30 protein-coding genes are annotated in these 17,228 nt (G+C 64.6%); all 30 read left to right on the top strand.

The window, feature by feature from the left end; genetic code table 11:
• Positions 1–121 (top strand): elongation factor Tu (locus tag RIE31_12525; protein ID MEQ8641412.1); only part of this gene is annotated, 121 nt, incomplete at its 5' end.
• 88 nt (positions 122–209) lie between these two features.
• Complete coding sequence (gene rpsJ, locus RIE31_12520; GenBank protein ID MEQ8641411.1) at positions 210–518, top strand: 30S ribosomal protein S10; 309 nt, start codon at positions 210–212, stop codon at positions 516–518.
• A gap of 12 nt (positions 519–530) precedes the next feature.
• Entirely contained in the window at positions 531–1,277 is a 747-nt protein-coding gene (rplC, locus tag RIE31_12515; GenBank protein MEQ8641410.1) for a 50S ribosomal protein L3, read from the top strand.
• 4 nt (positions 1,278–1,281) lie between these two features.
• A complete protein-coding gene (gene rplD / locus RIE31_12510) occupies positions 1,282–1,902 on the top strand; it encodes a 50S ribosomal protein L4 (protein ID MEQ8641409.1) in 621 nt (206 codons plus the stop codon).
• Complete coding sequence (locus RIE31_12505; protein ID MEQ8641408.1) at positions 1,899–2,222, top strand: 50S ribosomal protein L23; 324 nt, start codon at positions 1,899–1,901, stop codon at positions 2,220–2,222. Before rplD ends, RIE31_12505 begins: the two co-directional genes overlap by 4 nt.
• 3 nt (positions 2,223–2,225) lie before the next feature.
• On the top strand, positions 2,226–3,053 hold the full coding sequence (gene rplB, locus RIE31_12500) for a 50S ribosomal protein L2 (protein MEQ8641407.1): 828 nt from the start codon (positions 2,226–2,228) through the stop codon (positions 3,051–3,053).
• Between the two features lie 16 nt (positions 3,054–3,069).
• Positions 3,070–3,348, top strand: coding sequence for a 30S ribosomal protein S19 (rpsS, locus tag RIE31_12495; protein MEQ8641406.1), 279 nt, complete (start codon positions 3,070–3,072; stop codon positions 3,346–3,348).
• Positions 3,348–3,740: a 50S ribosomal protein L22 gene (gene rplV, locus RIE31_12490; GenBank protein ID MEQ8641405.1), complete on the top strand. Its 393-nt coding sequence runs from the start codon at positions 3,348–3,350 to the stop codon at positions 3,738–3,740. Before rpsS ends, rplV begins: the two co-directional genes overlap by 1 nt.
• Positions 3,740–4,417 carry a 30S ribosomal protein S3 gene (gene rpsC / locus RIE31_12485; protein MEQ8641404.1) on the top strand — a complete coding sequence of 226 codons (678 nt, stop codon included), beginning with the start codon at positions 3,740–3,742 and terminating at the stop codon, positions 4,415–4,417. Before rplV ends, rpsC begins: the two co-directional genes overlap by 1 nt.
• Positions 4,418–4,444: 27 nt before the next feature.
• Positions 4,445–4,864 (top strand): 50S ribosomal protein L16, encoded by a 420-nt coding sequence (rplP, locus tag RIE31_12480; protein MEQ8641403.1) that lies wholly within the window; start codon positions 4,445–4,447, stop codon positions 4,862–4,864.
• A 2-nt stretch (positions 4,865–4,866) separates the two neighbouring features.
• A complete protein-coding gene (rpmC, locus tag RIE31_12475) occupies positions 4,867–5,076 on the top strand; it encodes a 50S ribosomal protein L29 (protein MEQ8641402.1) in 210 nt (69 codons plus the stop codon).
• Between the two features lie 2 nt (positions 5,077–5,078).
• Positions 5,079–5,324, top strand: a complete 246-nt coding sequence (rpsQ, locus tag RIE31_12470) for a 30S ribosomal protein S17 (GenBank protein MEQ8641401.1) — start codon at positions 5,079–5,081, stop codon at positions 5,322–5,324.
• Positions 5,321–5,689, top strand: coding sequence for a 50S ribosomal protein L14 (rplN, locus tag RIE31_12465; protein MEQ8641400.1), 369 nt, complete (start codon positions 5,321–5,323; stop codon positions 5,687–5,689). The genes rpsQ and rplN overlap by 4 nt, the downstream gene beginning before the upstream one ends.
• A 10-nt stretch (positions 5,690–5,699) precedes the next feature.
• Positions 5,700–6,026 carry a 50S ribosomal protein L24 gene (gene rplX / locus RIE31_12460; protein ID MEQ8641399.1) on the top strand — a complete coding sequence of 109 codons (327 nt, stop codon included), beginning with the start codon at positions 5,700–5,702 and terminating at the stop codon, positions 6,024–6,026.
• Between the two features lie 4 nt (positions 6,027–6,030).
• The gene (gene rplE, locus RIE31_12455; protein MEQ8641398.1) at positions 6,031–6,579 is read left to right on the top strand and encodes a 50S ribosomal protein L5; all 549 of its coding nucleotides are present in this window, start codon (positions 6,031–6,033) and stop codon (positions 6,577–6,579) included.
• A gap of 19 nt (positions 6,580–6,598) precedes the next feature.
• A complete protein-coding gene (rpsN, locus tag RIE31_12450) occupies positions 6,599–6,904 on the top strand; it encodes a 30S ribosomal protein S14 (protein MEQ8641397.1) in 306 nt (101 codons plus the stop codon).
• Between the two features lie 14 nt (positions 6,905–6,918).
• Positions 6,919–7,311: a 30S ribosomal protein S8 gene (rpsH, locus tag RIE31_12445; protein MEQ8641396.1), complete on the top strand. Its 393-nt coding sequence runs from the start codon at positions 6,919–6,921 to the stop codon at positions 7,309–7,311.
• 75 nt (positions 7,312–7,386) lie between these two features.
• The gene (rplF, locus tag RIE31_12440; protein MEQ8641395.1) at positions 7,387–7,920 is read left to right on the top strand and encodes a 50S ribosomal protein L6; all 534 of its coding nucleotides are present in this window, start codon (positions 7,387–7,389) and stop codon (positions 7,918–7,920) included.
• Positions 7,921–7,928: 8 nt separating this feature from the next.
• Positions 7,929–8,291 carry a 50S ribosomal protein L18 gene (gene rplR, locus RIE31_12435; GenBank protein MEQ8641394.1) on the top strand — a complete coding sequence of 121 codons (363 nt, stop codon included), beginning with the start codon at positions 7,929–7,931 and terminating at the stop codon, positions 8,289–8,291.
• Between the two features lie 52 nt (positions 8,292–8,343).
• A complete protein-coding gene (rpsE, locus tag RIE31_12430) occupies positions 8,344–8,910 on the top strand; it encodes a 30S ribosomal protein S5 (protein MEQ8641393.1) in 567 nt (188 codons plus the stop codon).
• Positions 8,911–8,939: 29 nt separating this feature from the next.
• Positions 8,940–9,146 (top strand): 50S ribosomal protein L30, encoded by a 207-nt coding sequence (gene rpmD / locus RIE31_12425; GenBank protein MEQ8641392.1) that lies wholly within the window; start codon positions 8,940–8,942, stop codon positions 9,144–9,146.
• 106 nt (positions 9,147–9,252) lie between these two features.
• Positions 9,253–9,765 (top strand): 50S ribosomal protein L15, encoded by a 513-nt coding sequence (gene rplO / locus RIE31_12420; protein ID MEQ8641391.1) that lies wholly within the window; start codon positions 9,253–9,255, stop codon positions 9,763–9,765.
• An 18-nt stretch (positions 9,766–9,783) separates the two neighbouring features.
• Positions 9,784–11,139, top strand: a complete 1,356-nt coding sequence (secY, locus tag RIE31_12415) for a preprotein translocase subunit SecY (GenBank protein ID MEQ8641390.1) — start codon at positions 9,784–9,786, stop codon at positions 11,137–11,139.
• A gap of 20 nt (positions 11,140–11,159) precedes the next feature.
• On the top strand, positions 11,160–11,843 hold the full coding sequence (locus tag RIE31_12410; protein ID MEQ8641389.1) for an adenylate kinase: 684 nt from the start codon (positions 11,160–11,162) through the stop codon (positions 11,841–11,843).
• A gap of 224 nt (positions 11,844–12,067) precedes the next feature.
• Positions 12,068–12,436 carry a 30S ribosomal protein S13 gene (rpsM, locus tag RIE31_12405; GenBank protein MEQ8641388.1) on the top strand — a complete coding sequence of 123 codons (369 nt, stop codon included), beginning with the start codon at positions 12,068–12,070 and terminating at the stop codon, positions 12,434–12,436.
• A gap of 75 nt (positions 12,437–12,511) precedes the next feature.
• Complete coding sequence (gene rpsK, locus RIE31_12400) at positions 12,512–12,907, top strand: 30S ribosomal protein S11 (protein ID MEQ8641387.1); 396 nt, start codon at positions 12,512–12,514, stop codon at positions 12,905–12,907.
• A gap of 49 nt (positions 12,908–12,956) precedes the next feature.
• On the top strand, positions 12,957–14,012 hold the full coding sequence (locus tag RIE31_12395; GenBank protein MEQ8641386.1) for a DNA-directed RNA polymerase subunit alpha: 1,056 nt from the start codon (positions 12,957–12,959) through the stop codon (positions 14,010–14,012).
• Between the two features lie 21 nt (positions 14,013–14,033).
• Positions 14,034–14,462, top strand: a complete 429-nt coding sequence (gene rplQ, locus RIE31_12390; protein MEQ8641385.1) for a 50S ribosomal protein L17 — start codon at positions 14,034–14,036, stop codon at positions 14,460–14,462.
• Positions 14,463–14,608: 146 nt separating this feature from the next.
• A complete protein-coding gene (locus RIE31_12385) occupies positions 14,609–15,955 on the top strand; it encodes a replication-associated recombination protein A (protein MEQ8641384.1) in 1,347 nt (448 codons plus the stop codon).
• Entirely contained in the window at positions 15,952–17,133 is a 1,182-nt protein-coding gene (locus RIE31_12380; GenBank protein MEQ8641383.1) for an RluA family pseudouridine synthase, read from the top strand. Before RIE31_12385 ends, RIE31_12380 begins: the two co-directional genes overlap by 4 nt.
• Positions 17,134–17,228: the final 95 nt, after the last annotated feature.

Raw genomic sequence — 17,228 nt, 5'->3', positions numbered from 1 at the left:
CAATGTGTCGATCAGCGTTGCGCTGATTGCGCCGATTGCCATGGACGAGGGTCTGCGCTTTGCCATCCGCGAGGGCGGCCGCACGGTTGGCGCCGGCGTCGTCTCCTCCATCGTCGAGTAATACAGGGCCTCGGGTAAGACGAACAAAAGAAACGCACAGACAAGAAACGCATAGACAAGAAACGCAGCGGGCGAACGGGACAAAGAGCATGGACGGACAGAATATCCGCATCCGACTGAAGGCATTCGATCATCGGGTGCTGGATCAGTCGACCGGTGAGATCGTCAATACCGCCAAGCGCACGGGCGCCGAGGTGCGGGGACCCATTCCCCTGCCGACGCGGATAGAGCGCTTTACGGTGCTGCGTGGTCCGCACGTGGACAAGAAATCCCGTGAGCAGTTCGAGATGCGGACCCACAAGCGCCTGCTGGATATTGTCGATCCGACGCCGCAAACGGTTGACGCGCTGATGAAGCTCGACCTGGCGGCCGGTGTCGATGTTGAGATCAAGCTGTAGGACATGACGGTTATGCGTACCGGTATTCTCGCGCGAAAGCTTGGCATGACCCGCGTCTTTCAGGATGACGGCCGTCATGTGTCGGTCACCGTCCTGGCTATGGAGGGGTGTCAGGTGGTGGCCCGTCGCACCCGTGACAAGGACGGCTATGACGCGGTGCAGATCGGCGCCGGTCAGCCCAAGATCAGCCGGCTGTCAAAGGCCGTGCGTGGTCATTTTGCCAAGGCGGGCGTGGAGCCGCGCCGCCGGCTGGTTGAGTTCCGCGTCAGCGAGGATGCCTTGCTGGACGTGGGGGCGCAGTTGGCGGCCAGTCATTTCGTTGCCGGTCAATATGTGGATGTGGCCGGCACGACCATTGGCCGGGGTTTCGCTGGCGGCATGAAGCGGCACAATTTCAAGGGCCTCGAAGCCACCCATGGCGTTTCCATCTCCCACCGCAGCCATGGCTCTACCGGCAACAGCCAGGACCCGGGCCGGGTGTGGAAGGGCAAGCGCATGGCCGGTCACATGGGTGGCGTTCGCGCCACCCAGCAGTCGCTCAAGGTGGTCTCCACCGATGACCAGCGCGGCCTCATCCTGGTTGCCGGCAGTGTGCCGGGCCACGAGGGTTCGTGGGTTCAGGTGCGTGACGCCATGAAGCGCAAGCGGCCGGACGAGGCGCCCTGGCCGGCCGGTCTGGCCGCGTCGGTGGTCGCCGCAGGGGCGGCAGAGAGCAACAGCGGCGGCGCCGAGGGCGCGGCCGAAGAGGGGAAGGACTGAGGCGATGAAATGCCCCGTCATCGATCTGGACAATAAGAAAGTCGGCGATATCGAGCTGGCGGACGCGGTGTTCGCGGCTGCGCCGCGGCCCGACATCGTGCAGCGCGTTGTGCTGTGGCAGCTGGCCCGTCGCCGCGCCGGCACCCACAAGGTCAAGGGCCGCTCAGAGGTTACCGGCACGACCGCCAAGGTATGGGCGCAGAAGGGCGGTGGCCGGGCCCGTCATGGCAGCCGCAAGGCGTCGCTGTTCCGTGGCGGTGGCATCACCTTTGGTCCGCATCCGCGCGACCATGGTTATGACCTGCCAAAGAAGGTGCGTCGTCTCGGCCTGCGCTCGGCGCTCAGCGCTAAGCAGGCGGATGGCCGTCTGGTGGTGCTCGACCAGGCGACGGTAGCGGAGGCGAAGACATCGGTCCTTGCCGGCCGTCTCAAGGCGCTGGGATGGAGCAATGTTCTGATCATTGACGGTGCGTCGCCGGACGATAATTTCCGCCGCGCCGCGGGCAATATCCCGGGCGTGGATATCCTGCCGGGTGTGGGCGCCAATGTGTATGACATCCTGCGTCATGACCTGCTGGTCGTGACCCGGCAGGGGGTCGAGGCCCTGGAGGCGCGCTGCAAATGAGCTGGCGGTATTTCAATCAGGCGAAGGTCAGTACGGAGCGTATGCACCAGGTGCTGCGACGGCCGGTGGTGACCGAGAAGTCGACTCTCGGGTCGGAGCATGGGCAGGTCACCTTCGAGGTGGCGCTGGACGCCTCCAAGCCGGAGATCCGCGCCGCAGTGGAGACTCTGTTCGGGGTCAAGGTGACGGCGGTCAACACGCTGCGTCATCCGGGCAAGGTGAAGCGTTTCCGCGGCACGGTCGGCCGCCAGAAGCGCACCAAGAAAGCCATGGTCACCCTGGCCGACGGGCAGACTATTGACGTGACGGCGGGGATCTAGGCGATGGCGCTGAAAACCTACAAGGCGATTACACCGGGCCGCCGCGGGCTGGTTCTGGTGGACCGCGCCGGCCTGTGGAAGGGCGATCCGGTCAAGTCCCTGACCGAGGCCAAGCCCGGTCATGGCGGGCGCAACGCCCATGGCCGCATCACCATGCGGCGGCGCGGTGGCGGGCATAAGCAACGCTACCGTGTTGTCGATTTCCGCCGTCGCAAGTTCGACGTGCCGGCGACGGTGGAGCGTCTGGAATACGATCCCAATCGTACAGCCTTTATCGCTCTGATTCGCTACAGCGACGACGAGCTGGCCTATATCCTGGCGCCACAGCGCCTGCAGGTCGGTGACACGGTCATGTCCGGCGAGCGGGTGGATGTGCGGCCGGGCCATGCCATGCCGCTGCGCAACATTCCGGTCGGCACCATCGTCCACAATGTAGAGATGAAAGCCGGCGCTGGCGGCAAGATCGCCCGTGCCGCCGGCTCGTATGTGCAGCTGGTCGGTCGTGATGCGGGCTATGCGCTGCTGCGCCTGGGCTCGGGCGAACAGCGTATGGTTCGCTCGGACTGCATGGCTACGGTCGGTGCGGTGTCCAACCCCGACCAGCAGAACGTCAAACTGGGCAAGGCTGGCCGGGCGCGCTGGCTGGGGCGGCGGCCGAAGGTGCGTGGCGTCGCCATGAACCCGATCGATCACCCGCATGGTGGTGGCGAGGGCCGGACCTCCGGTGGCCGTCATCCGGTGACCCCGTGGGGCAAGCCGACCAAGGGTAAGCGCACGCGCAACAACAAGCGAACCGACGGGCTGATTATTCGCCGTCGGCGCAAGAAGTAGTCGGGGAGACGCCTGTATGTCGCGTTCCGTATGGAAAGGCCCGTTCATTGACGGCTACCTTCTTAAGAAGGCCGAGAAATCGCGTGCGTCCGGCCGTAACGAGGTGATCCGGATCTGGTCACGCCGGTCGACCATCCTGCCGCAGTTCGTCGGGCTCACCTTCGGTGTCTATAACGGCCACAAGTTTCTGCCGGTTCTGGTGACCGAGAATATGGTCGGCCACAAGTTTGGCGAGTTCTCGCCAACCCGCACCTACTATGGTCATTCCGCTGACCGCAAGGCGAAGAGGGCCTGATGGGCAAGAGCGCAAATCCACGCCGCCAGGCGGATGGCGAGGTACGGTCATTCGTCAAGGCGATCCGCACCAGCCCGCAGAAGCTGAACCTGGTGGCCGACAGCATTCGCGGCCTGCCGGCGGAAAAAGCCCTGTGGACGCTGGAGTTTTCCAAGCGTCGGGTGGCTGGTGACGTGCTGAAGGCGCTGCAGTCGGCCATCGCCAACGCGGAGAATAACCACCAGCTCGACGTTGATCGTCTGGTGGTGGCCGAGGCGACGGTGGGTCGTGCCTTTGTCATGAAGCGCTGGCGGCCGCGCGCGCGCGGTCGTACGGGGCGAATCGAAAAGCCGTTCAGCAACCTGACGATCGTTGTGCGTGAACAGAAGGATCAACCGGAGGCGAGTGTCTGATGGGCCAGAAAGTCAATCCGATCGGCTTCCGCCTCGGCATCAACCGCACCTGGGATTCTCGCTGGTTTGCCGATGCGGACTATGCCGGTTTGCTGCACGATGACATCAAGCTGCGTGCCTTCATTGAGAAGCGACTGAGCGGCGCCGGTGTGAGTCGCATCATTATCGAGCGGCCGGCGAAGCGGGCCAGGGTCACCATTCACACCGCCCGGCCCGGCGTGGTTATCGGCAAGAAGGGCGCCGACATCGAGCTGTTGCGTCAGGATCTGGCGCGTATGGCGGGCGGTGAGGTGGGCCTCAACATTGTCGAGATCCGCAAACCGGAAATCGACGCCCGTCTGGTGGCGGAGAATGTGGCGCAGCAGCTTGAGCGGCGCATTGCCTTTCGCCGCGCCATGAAACGGGCGGTGCAGTCGGCCATGCGGCTGGGGGCCAACGGTATTCGTATCCGCTGCGGTGGCCGCCTCGGCGGTACCGACATCGCGCGGATGGAGTGGTATCGCGAAGGGCGCGTTCCGCTGCACACGCTGCGCGCCGACATTGACTATGGTACGGCCACCGCACGGACCAACTATGGCGCGGTCGGCATCAAGGTATGGGTCTATAAAGGCGACATCCTGGAACACGATCCCATGGCTCAGGACAAGCGCCTGGCCGAACAGCAGCCCAATCGTTAGTCCGCCCGGCAGGCGAAAGAGGAAACCATGCTCAGTCCCAAGCGGACCAAATACCGCAAACAGCACAAGGGCCGCATCCACGGTACGGCCAAGGGTGGCACGGACCTTAATTTCGGCGCCTATGGCCTCAAGGCCCTGGAGCCGGAGCGGGTCACCGCGCGTCAGATTGAGGCGGCGCGCCGCGCCATCACCCGTCACATGAAGCGTGCCGGGCGGGTATGGATCCGCGTTTTCCCGGACCTGCCGGTGACCGCCAAGCCGGCGGAAGTGCGCCAGGGTAAGGGCAAGGGTTCGGTTGAGTACTGGTCGGTGCGTATCAAGCCCGGCCGCATCATGTTCGAGGTGGACGGTGTGTCCGGCGGCCTGGCCCGTGAGGCGCTGAGCCTGGCGGCGGCCAAACTGCCGATCCGTACGCGTTTCGTCGCCCGTCTGGGCGAGGAGGTCTGATCATGGAATCCGCTCAGGACTTGCGCACTAAAACGCCGGATGAACTGAGCGATCAGTTGCATGCCCTGCAGAAAGAGGCGTTCAACCTGCGCTTTCAGCAGGCCAGTGGCCAGTTGGAGAACACGGCGCGTGTGCGCGAGGTGCGACGCACCATCGCCCGCATCAAGACCGTGCTGACGCAACGCGGCGCTGCCGCCACGGCGGAGGGCTAGTCATGCCGAAGCGTATTTTGCAGGGCAAGGTGGTGTCGCGGGCCGGTGACAAGACGGTCATCGTGACCGTGGAGCGCCGCGTCAAGCATCCTCTGTACAAGAAGTACATCCGGCGGTCGAAGAAATATGCCGCTCATGATGAAACCAATGCGATCCAGATTGGTGAAGTCGTCCGTATCCGCGAGTGCCGCCCGCTCTCCAGGCGCAAGAGCTTTGAGGTGCTGTCCGGCGCAGGTGAGGCATCATGATCCAGTCAGAAACCAATCTTGAAGTGGCCGACAATTCCGGCGCGCGACGGGTCCAGTGCATCAAGGTGCTGGGTGGCTCCAAGCGACGCTTTGCCTCGGTTGGCGACGTTATTGTGGTGACGGTGAAGGAGGCCATCCCGCGCGGGCGCGTGGCCAAGGGCCAGGTCCACAAGGCTGTCATTGTCCGCACGGCAACGCCCGTATCGCGGGAGGACGGCAGCGCCATTCGCTTTGATCGTAATGCGGCTGTCCTGATCAATGCACAGAATGAGCCCATCGGCACCCGTATCTTCGGACCGGTCACTCGTGAGCTGCGGTCACGCAGCTTTATGAAGATCATCTCCCTGGCGCCGGAAGTTCTTTAGGCATACCGATATGACACAACCCAAGTACAAGATCCGCAAGGGCGATACGGTGGTGGTGCTGTCCGGCCGTGACAAGGGCCGCAGGGGCGAAGTGATTCGCATGGTGCCCACCGAGGCGCGCGCGTTTGTCCGCGGTGTTCACATGATCAAGCGTCATCAGGCGCCAACCCGTGAGAATCCGGGCGGCATCATAGAGCGCGAAGGGCCGATCCATGTTTCCAACCTGGCGATTGCCGATCCCAAGGACGGCCGGCCGACGCGGGTTGGCTACACCACATTGACCGATGGCCGGAAAGTGCGCGTGGCACGCCGCTCCGGCGAGCAGATGGATAAGTAGGACCATGGTGCGACTGAAAGAACACTATCGCGAGGTCGTGCGGCCGAAGCTGCGGGAAGACCTGGGCTATGGCAACGACTATCAGGTGCCGCGGATCGAGAAGGTCGTCATCAACATGGGCGTTGGCGAGGCGGCCAACGATTCCAAGAAGATCCAGGGTCCGGTGGATGACATGACCCGCATCAGCGGTCAGAAGCCGGTGGTAGTCCTGGCCCGTACGTCAGTGGCCAGCTTCCGCCTGCGCGAGGGAACACCGGTCGGCGTCAAGGTGACGCTGCGCGGTGACCGTATGTACGAGTTCATTGACCGGCTGATCACCATAGCCCTGCCGCGCGTCCGCGACTTTCGCGGTCTCAACCTGCGCAGCTTCGACGGCCATGGCAATTTTTCCATGGGCGTGAAAGAGCAGATCGTTTTTGCCGAGATCGACTATGACAAGGTTGAGTCGGTACGCGGTATGGATATCTGCATCACCACGACGGCCCGGACGGATGACGAGGCACGCGCCCTGTTGCGCGGTTTCGATTTCCCGTTCGCGGCGCAGCAAAGCTAAGACGCCTGGGAGGGCGAATATGGCGAAGAAAAGCGCAGTGGAACGGCAAAAGAAGCGTCAGAGGCTGGCGACGCTCAATAACGCACGGCGTTTGCGACTGAAGGCGCAGACGCGCGATCTGAGCCTGCCGCCGGAGGAGCGTTTCGCCGCCCAGCTCAAGCTGGCCCAGTTGCCGCGCAACGCCAGTCCCGTGCGTCAGCACAATCGCTGCACCCTGACGGGCCGGCCGCGCGGCTATTATCGCAAGTTCAAGATTTCCCGCGTTGCTTTGCGGGACCTGGCGCTGGACGGCAAGCTGCCGGGCGTCGTCAAGTCAAGCTGGTAGGACCAAGCGCCATGATGACCGATCCCCTGGGCGACATGCTCACCCGTATCCGCAACGGCCAGCGCGCCCGTCTTGCGGTCATCACCACGCCGGCGTCGAGTCTGCGGCGGAATGTTCTCAAGGTGCTGGCCGAAGAAGGCTATATCCGTACTTTCACGGAGCAGACCGGGGACTCCGGCCATGCCGAGATTCGTATTGAGTTGAAATATCATGAAGGCGAGCCGGTCATCCGTCGTATCGGTCGGGTGTCGCGGCCGGGCCGGCGGGTCTATTCGCACATTGCCGATTTGCCGCGTCACTTCGGCGGGCTGGGCACGGTCATTCTGTCTACGCCCCGCGGCGTATTGAGTGATGCGGCGGCCAAGGAAGCGCGGGTCGGCGGCGAAGTCCTCTGCACTGTTTTCTAGGGCTTTTCTGCTGACTGGGTTAGACACGGGCCGGATACGGGCCGGGGCAAGGGCCGGACAAGGGAGTATGAAACAATGTCGCGCGTAGGGAAGAATCCCGTGGCCGTACCGGCGGGCGTTGATCTGAAGGTCGACGGCGGTGAAGTGCGCGCCAAAGGCAAGATGGGCGAGCATATGGTGCGTATCGGCTCTGACGTGGCGGTGACCATGGAGGCCGGCACACTTACGGTGGAGCCGGCTAATGATACGCCTCAGGCGCGCCGCATGTGGGGTACGGCGCGCAGCCTGGTCGAGGGCCTGGTACGCGGCGTGTCTGAGGGCTTTACCATCAACCTGGAGCTGGTCGGCGTCGGCTATCGCGCGGCGGTTCAGGGTAAGACCCTGACCCTGCAGCTTGGCTTCAGCCATGAGGTGAACTACCCCGTTCCTGACGGCATCACGATCACCTGCGAGCGGCCGACACTGGTGTCGGTCAAGGGTATCGACAAGCGTCTGGTTGGCCAGGTGGCGGCGGAAATCCGCGCCTACCGGCCGCCGGAGCCCTACAAGGGCAAGGGCGTGAAATATGAAACCGAGACCGTCCTCCGCAAGGAAGGCAAGAAGAAGTAGCTTATGCCATGACCACACAACGCGAACTCTTCATCCGCCGCCGGCGGCGCACGCGCTACAAGATCCGTCAGTCGGCCTCCGGCCGGCCGCGGCTCAGCGTTCATCGCTCGGGCCAGCACATCTATGCCCAGGTGATTGACGACGCCGCCGGTCGCACGGTGGCGGCGGCGTCCAGCCTTGATCCGCACCTGCGGAAGGATCTGCGCACCGGCGCGGACCGGGCGGCGGCAACGGCGGTCGGCAAACTGGTGGCGGAACGGGCGAAAGCCGCCGGGGTCACCGATGTGGTGTTTGACCGCGGCGGGTTTGTCTTTCATGGCCGCGTCCGCGCGCTGGCCGACGCGGCGCGCGAAGGCGGGCTGAACTTCTAGGAACCGGTCCGGCCCCGTCAGTGGGTTCGTCGGACACACCAGGGAACGCAGAATGGCAAGAAATCCAAACGCACAGCGGCGTGATCGCGGGCAGGAGGCGGACAGCGAGTTCAAGGAGAACCTCGTGTCCATCAACCGCGTGTCCAAGGTTGTGAAAGGCGGTCGCCGGTTTGGCTTTGCCGCCATAGTGGTTGTCGGCGACCAGCGCGGCCGGGTGGGCTATGGCACCGGCAAGGCACGGGAAGTGCCGGAAGCGATCCGTAAGGCGACCGAATCGGCCAAGCGTCAGCTCATTCGTGTGCCGCTGCGCGAGGGCCGTACGCTGCACCACGACGTTCAGGGTCGCTATGGCGCCGGACGGGTGGTCATACGGTCGGCCCCGGCGGGCACCGGCGTAATCGCCGGCGGCCCCATGCGGGCGGTGTTTGAGAGCCTTGGTATCCATGACGTGGTGGCCAAGAGCATCGGCACCTCCAACCCGCACAACATGATCAAGGCCGCCTTCAATGCCCTGGGTCGGGTGCAGAGCCCGCGCGCCGTGGCCCAGCGCCGTGGCTTGCGGGTCAGCGACCTTCTCGCCCGTCGTGGCGAAATCGTGAGCGATGCAGCGGCCGATTGACCGCTAGTGTAGGAACGGGACGAAGCACAATGAGCGAAAATCTCAAGGCCGGCACCCTGCGGGTGACCCAGACCGGCAGCCCTATCCGGCGTCGGGCCGACCAGCGTCAGACCCTGATTGGTCTTGGCCTTAACCGGATGAACCGCAGTCGTGTCCTGGAGGACACCCCGGCGGTGCGTGGCATGGTGCGCAAGGTGGCGCATTTGCTGCGCGTCGAGGAGCCGGCGCAGGGCTGAGCCCGGCAAGGCGTACCGCTCAGGCGGCGGCCGGACAGACCGATCGCCACGCTGTGGCCTGGCTCACGGGCCGGGCCCGTACGGATAAACGGAAAGACGACAGACCATGAAGCTCAACACCATCTCCGACAAGAACGGCGCCCGTCACGCCCGCAAGCGCGTTGGTCGCGGTATTGGCTCCGGTACCGGCAAGACGTCCGGTCGCGGCGTCAAGGGCCAGAAGGCGCGGTCCGGTGTTTCGCTGCTGGCGTTTGAGGGCGGTCAGATGCCGCTCTATCGTCGTTTGCCGCACCGTGGCTTCATCAATATTTTCCGCGCCAACTATGCGGAACTGGGCCTGGCGCGCCTGCAGAAAGCCATTGATGACGGCCGCATCGACGCTGCCCAGCCGATCACCGAACAAGGCCTGGCCGATGCCGGGGTCATCCGGCGCGTCCTCGATGGCGTGCGTTTGCTTGGCAAGGAGGGGCTGAAGGCGGCGATCACCATCGAAGTCAGTGGCGCCTCACGCGGCGCCGTGGCGGCGGTGGAGGCAGCCGGCGGCGCCATTACGGTGCGCAAGCCGGCGCGGGCGGTGGAGTCGACGGCTGCCGCGGATTCTGAATCCCAGGCGGATTAGCGCCGAAAGGATCTGGATATGGCCTCAACGGCAGAGCAGCTTGCGGCCAATCTCAATCTCGGCGCCTTCGCCAAGGCGACCGAACTCAGAAAGCGCATCTGGTTCACCCTGGGCGCCCTGATTATCTATCGCCTCGGCACCTACATTCCCCTGCCGGGTATCGATCCGGACATTCTGGGCGATCTGTTCAGCCAGGCCCAGGGTGGCATCCTCGGCATGTTCGACATGTTCGCCGGCGGCGCGTTCGGTCGCATGACCATCTTTGCCCTCAATGTCATTCCCTATATTTCGGCCTCCATCATCATGCAGTTGATGACGGCGGTGTCGCCGCGACTGGATGCCCTGAAGAAAGAGGGCGAGCAGGGCCGCAAGAAGCTGAATCAGTATACGCGGTTCGGCACTGTCGGCCTGGCGGCGGTCCAGGCCTATGGCATTGCCATTGGTCTGGAGGCGTTTCAGGGCAGCCAGGGGTCGGCGGTCATTGATCCCGGCATGTTTTTCCGTATCTCCACGGTGATCAGCCTGACCACCGGCACGTTGTTCCTCATGTGGCTGGGTGAGCAGATTACCGCCCGCGGCATCGGCAACGGTATTTCGCTGATCATCTTCGCCGGTATCGTCGCCAATCTGCCGCAGGCGCTGATTTCCACCCTGGAGCTTGGTCGCACCGGCGCCCTGTCCACCCTCTTCATTCTTGCCCTGCTGGCCCTGTCCATCGCCGTCATCACCTTCATCGTTTTCATGGAGCGGGCGCAGCGGCGCATCGTTGTGCAATACCCCAAACGTCAGGTGGGGCGCCGCATGTTCGGCGGCGAAAGCTCCCATCTGCCGCTGAAGGTCAATTCGGCCGGCGTTATCCCGCCGATCTTCGCATCGTCCCTGCTGCTCATGCCGACCACCTTTGCCGGGTTCTCCTCCGGCTTTGGCCAGGGCGGCACGGGTTTCTTTGCGGTCCTGGCCGGACAGTTGTCGCATGGTCAGCCGCTGTTCATGTTCCTGTTCGGCGCGATGGTGATTTTCTTCGCCTTCTTCTATACCGCGCTTATCTTCAACCCGGCGGAAACCGCGGAAAACCTGCGGAAATATGGCGGCTTCATTCCGGGAATCCGGCCCGGCCGCAACACCGCCGAGTATCTCGACTATGTACTGACGCGCCTGACGGTGGTGGGGTCCCTCTACCTTGCCCTCATCAGCCTGTTGCCGGAGTTCCTGATTTCCCGTTTCGCTGTGCCCTTCTATTTCGGCGGCACCAGCCTGTTGATCGTCGTCTCCGTCACCATGGATACGGTGGCGCAGGTGCAATCCCATCTGATTGCTCACCAGTATGAAGGCCTGATCAAGAAGGCCAAGCTGCGCGGCGCGCGCAGCCGCTAGCCAGACCCAGGCATCGGTCCATGAATCTCCTGCTTCTCGGTCCGCCCGGTGCCGGCAAGGGCACCCAGGCCCGCCTCGTCGAGGAGGCCTATGGCATTCTTCAGTTGTCCACCGGCGACATGCTGCGGGCCTCCGTCGCTTCCGGCAGTGCGTTGGGGCGCGAGGTGAAGGCGATCATGGATGCGGGCGAACTGGTCAGCGACGACATCATGATCCGCATGATTGCCCAGAGGATCGATCAACCGGACTGTGCCAGAGGGTTCTTGCTGGACGGCTTTCCGCGCACTACCGCACAGGCCGAGGCGCTGGACGCCATGCTGGCGGAACGCGGTCAGAAACTGGACCATGTGATCCAGTTGGCCGTGGATGAAGAGGCCCTGGTGGCGCGGATCGCCGGCCGTTTCACCTGCGCCCGCTGTGGCGAGGGCTATCACGACCGTTTCAAGGCACCGGCCGTAGACGGCGTTTGCGACAAGTGCGGCGGCACCGATTTCATCCGCCGGGATGACGACCGGGCCGACGCCGTGCGCCAGCGGCTACTGGTCTATCGCCGCCAGACAGAGCCAATTCTGCCCTATTATGAGGCCCGCGGTATCCTGCAGACCGTTGACGGCATGGCCGATATCGACCAGGTGGCGGCGGCCGTCCGCGAACGGCTTGGCGGGCCGGACACCGCTGGCGGGGGCCACAGGGGTGGCGCTTGACGCTGGGCCGCAAGGCCTTATAATCCGCCGCTTCCCGTCGGGCTCAGCGCCGGCGGTGCTTGCGCTTGGCTGAATACTCCAGGGAACCGTGGTCGCTCCGCGCGATTTCGGCGTAAGGGTACGGCGCAGGGGTTAAGGGATCGGGTGCCCGATCAGACGCAGGGTGGCGGCGCTGGCCGGACGCCCTGAACAGAGTTTGGAACACGGTTTTTGGGAGTCATACAGTGGCACGAATTTCCGGCGTCAATATTCCGACCCAGAAGCGCGTTCCGATTGCGCTGACCTATATCTACGGTATCGGCGCCGACGGCGCATCGCGCATCTGCCAGTCGGCCGGTATCGACTCGCAACGTCGGGTCAACCAGTTGACCGAGGATGAAGTCAGCCGCATTCGTGAGATTGTCGACCGTGACTATACGGTAGAAGGCGATCTGCGGCGTGAGCACGCCGTCAATATCAAGCGCCTGATGGACCTTGGCTGCTATCGCGGGTTGCGTCACCGCAAGGGGTTGCCGGTAAACGGTCAGCGCACCCATACCAATGCCCGCACCCGTAAGGGCAAGCCAAAGGCGATCACCGGCAAGAAGAAGTAATCACACCGGGCTGGCGCGCAACGCGCCTGTCGGAACCGCCGGCTCACGGCGTCACAGGAACGGATACAGTCAGGCATGGCAAAGGCAGCAACAGGCGCGCGGGTCAGGCGTCGCGAGCGGAAGAACATCACGTCGGGCGTCGCTCATGTCCAGGCGTCGTTCAACAACACCATGATCACCATTGCAGACGCTCAGGGCAACGCCATCTCATGGTCGTCGGCCGGCAGCCAGGGTTTCAAGGGATCGCGCAAGTCGACCCCGTTCGCCGCCCAGATGGCGGCGGAAGATGCGGGCCGCAAGGCGCAGGAACACGGCGTGAAGACCCTGGAGGTTCAGGTGTCGGGCCCGGGTTCCGGCCGCGAGTCGGCGCTGCGCGCGTTGCAGTCGGTGGGCTTCACCATTACCTCCATTCGTGACGTGACGCCGATTCCGCATAACGGCTGTCGGCCACGTAAGCGCCGTCGCGTCTGAGTCGGCGGCGTAACGCGCCACCACCGGGCAGACCGCAAACCCATTATTTATGGCCGCCGCTTTCGGCGGCCAAGCCAGGGGACTTACCTTGTTGCAGAAAAACTGGACCGAAATGATCAAGCCCGGGAAACTCCAGGTAGAGGGTGGACCGGATCCGTCCCGCCGGGCGACCATCGTCGCGGAGCCGCTGGAACGTGGCTTTGGCGTGACCCTTGGCAATGCGCTGCGGCGTGTCCTGTTGTCGTCTTTGCAGGGCGCCGCCGTCACCTCCATTCAGATCGAGAACGTGCTTCATGAGTTCTCGTCGATTCCGGGTGTGCGTGAGGACGTCACCGACATTGTGCTGAATATCAAGGGCCTGGCTCTTCGTATGCATTCCGAAGGGCCGCGCCGTATGCGTCTGCAGGCCAAGGGGCCGGGACAGGTAACCGCGGCCCAGATCGAGGCGGTGGCGGATATTGATGTCCTCAATCCCGATCATGTGCTGATGACCCTGGACACCGAAGGCAGCGTCGCCATGGAGCTGACGGTGTCGTCCGGCAAGGGCTATGTGCCGGCGGCGGTAAACCGTGACGAGGACGACCCCATCGGACTCATTCCCGTGGATGCGCTCTATAGCCCGGTGCGCAAGGTGGCCTACCAGGTGGAGAACACCCGCGTCGGCCAGGTCACTGACTATGACCGTCTGTCGATTGATGTGGAGACCAACGGCGCTGTGACACCGGATGATGCGGTGGCGTATGCCGCGCGTATCCTGCAGGATCAGTTGCAGCTCTTCGTCAATTTCGAGGAGCCGCGCGAGCGCACGGTCGAAGACGCTGGCGAGGACCTGGCCTTCAATCGCAACCTGCTGCGCAAGGTGGACGAGCTGGAGCTGTCCGTGCGTTCCGCCAACTGCCTGAAGAACGACAACATCATCTACATCGGCGATCTGGTGCAGAAGACCGAGCCGGAAATGCTCCGTACGCCGAACTTCGGCCGCAAGTCGCTGAACGAGATCAAGGAAGTGCTGGGGCAGATGGGTCTGCACCTCGGTATGGAAGTCCAGGATTGGCCACCCGAGAATATCGAGGATATGGCCAGGAAACTCGAAGAGCCGTTCTAGGCGGCATACAGGAACAACGTCATGCGCCATCGCCTCGCCGGTCGCAAGTTTTCGCGTACCTCCTCTCATCGCAAGGCCATGTTCGCCAACATGGCGGCGGCGTTGCTCAAGCACGAGCAGATCACCACCACCCTGCCCAAGGCGAAAGACCTGCGGCGGGTGGTTGACCGGCTGGTGACGCTCGGCAAGCGTGGCGATCTGCATGCCCGACGCCAGGCTTTGTCGGTCCTGCATGACACTGCGCTGGCCGGTAAGCTGTTCACCACCCTGGCCGAACGCTACGCCGACCGCAGCGGCGGCTATACGCGTGTTCTCAAGGCCGGGTTCCGCTATGGAGATGCCGCACCGATGGCGGTGATCGAGCTGGTCGACCGTGACCCCGAGGCCAAGGGTCTGGATTCCGGCCCCGATCAGTCGGTCGCCGACGAGGACGCCACGGTTCCCGCCTGACCGTCGGACATATCAGGCCGGGCCGGCCATATCGCCGGCCTGTTTCCGCCATTGCCGGGTTATACTGCGCCGTCACCTGACGGACCGGCCAATGCCATGATGATTTTTGACGCCCTGTTGTGGCGCTGCCCGCACGGGGGGCTGTAGTGGCCCGCCGTCCGGCGCCCGCGCCTGCCCTGGGACTGTTCGACGGCCAGGCGCCGCGGCCGCTGGCTGATCGTTTGCGCCCGGCCAGCCTGGACCAGGTGGTGGGTCAGCAGCACCTGCTTGCGGCCGACAAGCCCATCGGCCGCATGGTGGCGGAACACCGCCTGGCCTCCATGGTGCTGTGGGGCCCGCCCGGTTGTGGCAAGACCACCATTGCCCGCCTGCTGGCGGAAACCACCGACATGGCGTTCCGCAGCCTGTCAGCGGTGTTTTCCGGCGTGGCCGATTTGCGCAAGGTGTTTGAGGAGGCGCGCGTCGAGCGCAGCACCGGGCGCGGCACCCTGCTGTTCATCGACGAAATTCATCGCTTCAACCGGGCGCAGCAGGACGGCTTCCTGCCCTATGTGGAGGACGGCACCGTCATTCTGGTGGGCGCCACCACGGAAAATCCGTCGTTTGAGCTCAATGCCGCTCTGCTCAGTCGTTGCCAGGTGTTTGTCCTGCGGCGGCTGGATGATGCGGCGCTGGACCGGCTCATTGACCGGTCAGAAGCGGAAGAGGGCCGGGCCCTGCCGCTGACCGCCGCCGGCCGCGAGGCGCTCAAGGCCATGGCTGATGGTGACGGTCGCTTTTTGCTCAACCTGGCGGAAGAGCTGTTCGCCCTCGGCGCCGCGGTGGCGCCGCTGGATGACCGTGCGCTGGCCGATACGGTGCAGCGTCGCGCGCCGATCTATGACAAGGCACAGGAAGGCCACTACAACCTCATCAGCGCCCTGCACAAAAGCCTGCGCGGCTCCGATACGGATGCCGCCCTCTACTGGCTGGCCCGCATGCTGGCCGGCGGTGAGGATCCGCGCTACGTGGCCCGCCGGCTGCTGCGCTTCGCCTATGAGGATATCGGCCTGGCCGATCCGCAGGCGCCGGTGCAGGCGCTTGCCGCCTGGGACACCTATGAGCGTCTTGGCTCGCCGGAGGGCGAGCTGGCCATTGTCCATCTGGTCATCTATCTCGGCACCGCACCCAAATCCAATGCCGCCTATCGGGCGCAATCGGCCGCCGCCCGCCTTGCCCGCGACACCGGATCGCTGATGCCGCCGGCACATATCCTCAACGCGCCGACCCGGCTCATGAAGGATCTGGGCTATGGCAAGGGCTATGCCTATGACCATGATGCGCCGCAGGGCTTTTCGGGGCAGGACTATTTTCCCGAGGGTCTCGGCCGCAGCACCTTGTATGAACCGGCCGAGCGGGGGTTCGAGCGCGAAATCCGCCGCCGCCTCGACTATTGGGCCGGCCTGCGCACCAATCCCCGACGCACCGGCAATGAACAGGAGCCTGGCGCATGACAGAGCCGGATGATCAGGCCGCCCCGGCCCCGCCCACAGAGGCCCCGCCCACAGAGGCCCCGTCCACTGCCGCCCGACCCGCCGCCGGGCCTGACGAGGCCAAATCAGCCACCGTCGATCCGGCCGCCAAGGACGGGCCGCTGCCGCGCGCGGGGGCTGGCGTACAACATGAAACCGTCGGCGCTGGCGAGGCGGAGGATCGTCTCGACCGCTGGCTCCGGCGGCGCTTTCCCGGCCTCGGCCAGGGCCAGGTGCAGAAGCTGCTGCGCACCGGCCAGGTGCGGGTCGATGGCGCCCGTGCGCGCGCTGCCCACCGCCTGCTGGCGGGCCAGACGGTGCGCATCCCGCCGATGCCGCAAACCGCTCTGACGCCGGCACGGTCCGCTGCGCCGCCGCCTCCGGTCACCGGTCAGGACCGCCGCGCGCTGGAAGGGGCGTTGCTGCATATGGACCCATCCATACTGGTGCTCAACAAACCGCCGGGCCTGGCGGTGCAGGGCGGTACCGGCACCCGGCGCCATCTGGACGCCATGCTGGACGTGTTGCGCTATGACGCGGCAGAGCGGCCGCGTCTGGTCCACCGCCTTGATCGCGACACCAGCGGCGTTCTTTTGCTGGCGCGCTCCGGCGACAGCGCCCGCAGCCTGGGTCGCATGTTCCGTGATCATGTGGTGACCAAGCTGTATTGGGCGCTGACGGTCGGTGTGCCGCCGGTGTCCTCGGGCTACATAGACATGCCGCTGGCCAAACTGCCGGGCCGGGCGGGCGAACGCATGACGGTGGATCAGGAGGGGCGGTCGGCGCTCACCCGGTTTGCCGTCCTGGCCACCATTGACGACCGCGTTGCGTGGCTGGCGGTGTGGCCGGAAAGCGGTCGCACACACCAGATACGGGCGCATCTGGCAGCCCTCGGCACACCGGTGCTGGGCGATGGCAAATACGGTCGTCGCCAGGCCTTCCTGCAGCGGGACGATATACCGCGGCGGCTTCACCTGCATGCCCGCGCGCTGCGCCTGCCGACCGGGCAGGGCATTGCCGGCGGCTCGTGGTTCGCGCCTGTGCCACCGCATTTCCGCAACACAATGGACGTCCTTGGTTTTGACGCCCGGCGCACGGGCCTGGCCGATTCTCTCGAAGCGCCACCGGGCGGTCGGGTGTTGGGGCTCAAATACACCTGATGGTGACCGCCGCCGGACGACGATTCTGGAACTGACGGACCATGCCCATTCCCCTCCGGACTCCACGCCGCGCGCTCAAGGTGGATCACATTGAT

The organism is Alphaproteobacteria bacterium, from assembly GCA_040218575.1.
GTDB lineage: Bacteria > Pseudomonadota > Alphaproteobacteria > JAVJRE01 > JAVJRE01 > JAVJRE01.
The sequence above is the reverse complement of the archived record's forward strand: the minus strand, read 5'-3'. Positions and strand labels throughout refer to the sequence as shown.